The sequence below is a fragment of the Phytobacter sp. V69 genome (assembly GCF_965644215.1).
GTDB lineage: Bacteria > Pseudomonadota > Gammaproteobacteria > Enterobacterales > Enterobacteriaceae > Phytobacter.
The window spans coordinates 1-3,758 of the sequence record NZ_CBFFRL010000309.1 but is presented as its reverse complement, the minus strand read 5'-3'; the positions used below and the strand labels follow the sequence as shown (position 1 = coordinate 3,758).

Annotated in this window: 2 protein-coding genes and 1 pseudogene; all 3 read right to left on the bottom strand. The window is 49.2% G+C overall.

The window, feature by feature from the left end; genetic code table 11:
* Window positions 1-157: 157 nt before the first annotated feature.
* On the bottom strand, window positions 158-1,261 hold the full coding sequence (locus ACSZPU_RS24235) for a porin (protein ID WP_499004112.1): 1,104 nt from the start codon (window positions 1,259-1,261) through the stop codon (window positions 158-160).
* Window positions 1,262-1,862: 601 nt separating this feature from the next.
* On the bottom strand, window positions 1,863-3,263 hold the full coding sequence (gene asnS, locus ACSZPU_RS24230) for an asparagine--tRNA ligase (RefSeq protein WP_499004110.1): 1,401 nt from the start codon (window positions 3,261-3,263) through the stop codon (window positions 1,863-1,865).
* A gap of 192 nt (window positions 3,264-3,455) precedes the next feature.
* A pseudogene (locus ACSZPU_RS24225) lies at window positions 3,456-3,677 on the bottom strand (Lrp/AsnC ligand binding domain-containing protein); the annotation flags it as partial.
* Window positions 3,678-3,758 lie beyond the last annotated feature (81 nt).

The following is a 3,758-nucleotide window of genomic DNA, read 5'->3' as shown; positions in this document are numbered from 1 at the left end:
GTCATGATAATAGGGCCTTCTGATTAGAAGGCCCTATTATCAATGATTTTTATCCTCGTGACGACACTATCTAGAAGTCAGTGTTTTTGACGGTGAGGCAATAAAAAAACAGGGCCGAAGCCCTGTTTTTCACGCATATAATAACGAGGTCTGCTGATTAGAACTGGTAAGTTACACCCAGAGTAACCTGATCTGCGGTACCAACCCAAGAGTAGTACTGGCTGTCTTTGTCATCCAGCAGGTTGATACGGTAGTCGCCGTATACGTTGAAGTTCTTGTTGAAGTAGTAGTACGCACCAACAGTTACGTATTTAGCCAGGTCGTTAGATACGGAGTTACCGTTGTCATCCAGACCAAGTGCTTTGCCTTTGGACTGAACGTAAGACACGGACGGACGCAGGCCGAAGTCGAACTGGTACTGAGCGATAACTTCAAAGTTCTGAGTTTTGTTAGCAACAGAGTTGTCGCCGTTAACGTCAGTCAGGATGCTGGTGTTACGGGTTTCTGCATACACAGTTGCCAGGTAAATGTTGTTCGCGTCATATTTCGCGCCAATTGCCCAAGATTCTGCTTTAGCACCTTTACCGTCTTCTTTCTGGTATTTGGTACGGTTGGAATTGCTGTACGCACCAATCACGCCGAAGCCTTCAGCAAAGTCGTAACCAACAGAAGTACCGAAGCCATCGCCGTTACCACGGAATTCATCGCTCGGGCTACGGTCATTTTTCCCCTGATACTGCAGAGCGAAGTGCAGGCCATCGGCCAGACCGAAGAAGTTGCTGTTACGGTAGGTCAGAACGCCAGTAGCACGGCTGGTCAGGTAGTTATCGGTTTTACCGCCACCCCAGGTTTCGCCAGAGAAGGACGGAGCCATATCGGTGTAGGATTCTACATCGTAAACCACGCCGTAGTTACGGCCGTAGTCTAAGGAGCCAGCGTCAGCAATTTTAACACCAGCGAAAGCCAAACGAGTTACGTTAGTCTGGTTGCCTTCTGCCTGGTCTGCTTTAGCACGGTATTCCCATTGGCCGTAACCGATAACATCGCTGTTTACCTGAGTTTCGCCTTTTAAGCCGATCTGGCCGTATGAGGAATCCTGGTTAGAGGTGCTGTCGCCAGAAGTGGTGAAGCCGTGCTCACCAACAACTTTACCGTACAGGTCCAGTTTGTTGCCGTTTTTGTTGTAAACTTCTGCAGCGTTGGCTGCACCAGCTACCAGCAGGGCAGGGATAACCACTGCCAGGATATTGCGCTTCATCATTATTTATTACCCTCATTGGTTTTTTTGTACACCTGCCACTGCCGCCAATAAATTCCGTCAATAATAATTTACGGAACTATTGATGAGAGTTTGGTGTCTTTCTGTGTCTGAGAGGCATCTTTCCATTCATATAATCGTTTCGCTAGCCTGAAAGTGCTACAAATGTCTTAAATCAGTTACAAAAAGAAATTATGTGTAAAATTTTGTGTATTTTAAGGAACTTTGTGAACCACCTCAAAATTCAGGGCCGATCGCTGTTAAAAACAACGTCTCCTTAAATATATATATGAATTGCTTATATTTAATTGAGATAAGTGTGAATCTTGTACAGGAATCATTCTCATCTGACTTTTTCTTATGATCGCTTTTAGCCGTCCGGAGTGCTGTGTGAACTTTATCCAATTGTGCTATCAGATGAGGAAAAACTAACCGCAAGGAAGGTGGGGTTTATTTTTTGTTCAGGAGTGTTTCAGGAGGGGAAAAGTCGTTAAAGAAAGGTCACCAAGCGTAAAGCGGGCCCAGTATGCCAGATTTTTGTGAATAAAAGTTAACGGCAATAAAAAAGCCAGCTTGCGCTGGCTTTGGTTTTTATGATTTGAGATTAGAACGTAGCGCTGCGCGGGGTACGCGGGAACGGGATAACGTCACGTACGTTCTGCACACCGGTCACGTAAGCGATCAGGCGTTCGAAGCCCAGGCCAAAACCCGAATGCGGTACGGTACCGTAGCGGCGCAGATCGCGATACCACCAGTAGTCTTCTTTATTAAGACCCATTTCAGCCATACGCGCATCCAGCACATCCAGACGCTCTTCACGCTGAGAACCACCGATAATTTCGCCAATGCCCGGTGCCAGAACGTCCATGGCCGCAACGGTTTTACCATCGTCGTTAAGGCGCATATAGAACGCCTTGATGTCTTTCGGGTAGTTTTTCACAACGACCGGCGCTTTAAAGTGTTTCTCGGCCAGGTAGCGTTCGTGCTCGGAAGAGAGATCCACGCCCCAGTAGACCTGGTTCTCGAACGTTTCACCGCAGTTTTCCAGAATGGTCACCGCATCGGTATAGTCCACCTGTGCAAAATCAGCGGCGACGAAACGTTCCAGACGGGCAATCGCGTCTTTATCTACGCGTTCGGCGAAGAACTTCAGGTCATCCATTCGCTCGGTCAACACGGCGTTGAAGGCATATTTCAACATCGCTTCTGCCAGACGGGCGTTATCTTCCAGATCGGCAAACGCCACTTCCGGCTCCAGCATCCAGAATTCGGCCAGGTGACGGCTGGTATTGGAGTTTTCCGCGCGGAAGGTTGGGCCAAAGGTGTAGATTTTGGACAGCGCGCAGGCATAGGTTTCGCCGTTCAACTGGCCGGATACGGTCAGGAAGGACTCTTTGCCGAAGAAATCTTTGTCGAAATCGACTTTGCCCTGATCGTTACGCGGCAGGTTTTCCAGATCCAGCGTGGACACGCGGAACATTTCACCCGCACCTTCGGTATCGGATGCAGTAATCAGCGGAGTTGATACCCAGAAGAAACCCTGCTCATCAAAGAAGCGATGCAGCGCCTGCGCCAGCGTATGGCGAACACGGGCAACCGCGCCGATCAGGTTGGTACGCGGACGCAGGTGCGCCACTTCACGCAGATACTCGATGCTGTGGCGTTTCGCCGCCATCGGATAGGTATCCGGGTCTTCAACCCAACCGGCTACTTCTACCTGAGTTGCCTGCAGCTCGAAGCTCTGGCCTTCACCCGGGGACTCGACCACTTTACCGGTGACGATAACAGAGCAGCCGGTGGTCAGACGCAGAATTTCTTCATTGTAATTGGGCAGAGAATTATTAATGACAGCCTGTACAGGATCAAAGCAGGAGCCGTCATAAACGGCGAGGAAGGAGATGCCAGCTTTTGAATCTCGGCGGGTACGTACCCATCCGCGCACGGTGACTTCTTGGTCAACGGTAACGCGGCCCTGGAGTACGTCGGCTACAGGCACAACGCTCATAATATTCTCTCTGTTAATTGTCTGGAAAAAATCATCGTTTGTCCGCCCACAAAGGGGGGATACCTATGTTACCTGGCGAGCGCCATCAGACAAGCAGAATTCGCAGCGAAAAGGGGGATTTCGGAAATTAATCTTGTCCCAACGCGAAGAGCGTGATGGTGGGGCGCATTTTATAAACGGCGCAAACACGCATTATTCGATAATCACGCTCATTTCCTGCTTGGCATTTTGCATCGAGACAATCGTCTTGAATGATTTAATGTTGCCCGAGGCGAAAAACAGCTCACGGGTCAGCATTTCATATTCAGCCATATCGCGCACATTTATCACCAGCAGAAAATCAAAATCGCCCGTCACGTAATAAACCTGCTGCACCTGTGGGCAATTCACAAACCGCTGCCGGTCTTCTTCTAGATATTGTCGTCACAAGATTTTAGCCCAGAGAGCGATGCATCTGATCTGGACGGCAGCGAGAAATGAGGCCGTATTTTTTGC

What these genes read in the sequence shown, in the direction of transcription:
- asnS (WP_499004110.1), bottom strand. Translation starts at nt 3,263, where the DNA reads ATGAGCGTTGTGCCTGTAGCCGACGTACTCCAGGGCCGCGTTACCGTT.
- ACSZPU_RS24235 (WP_499004112.1), bottom strand. Translation starts at nt 1,261, where the DNA reads ATGATGAAGCGCAATATCCTGGCAGTGGTTATCCCTGCCCTGCTGGTA.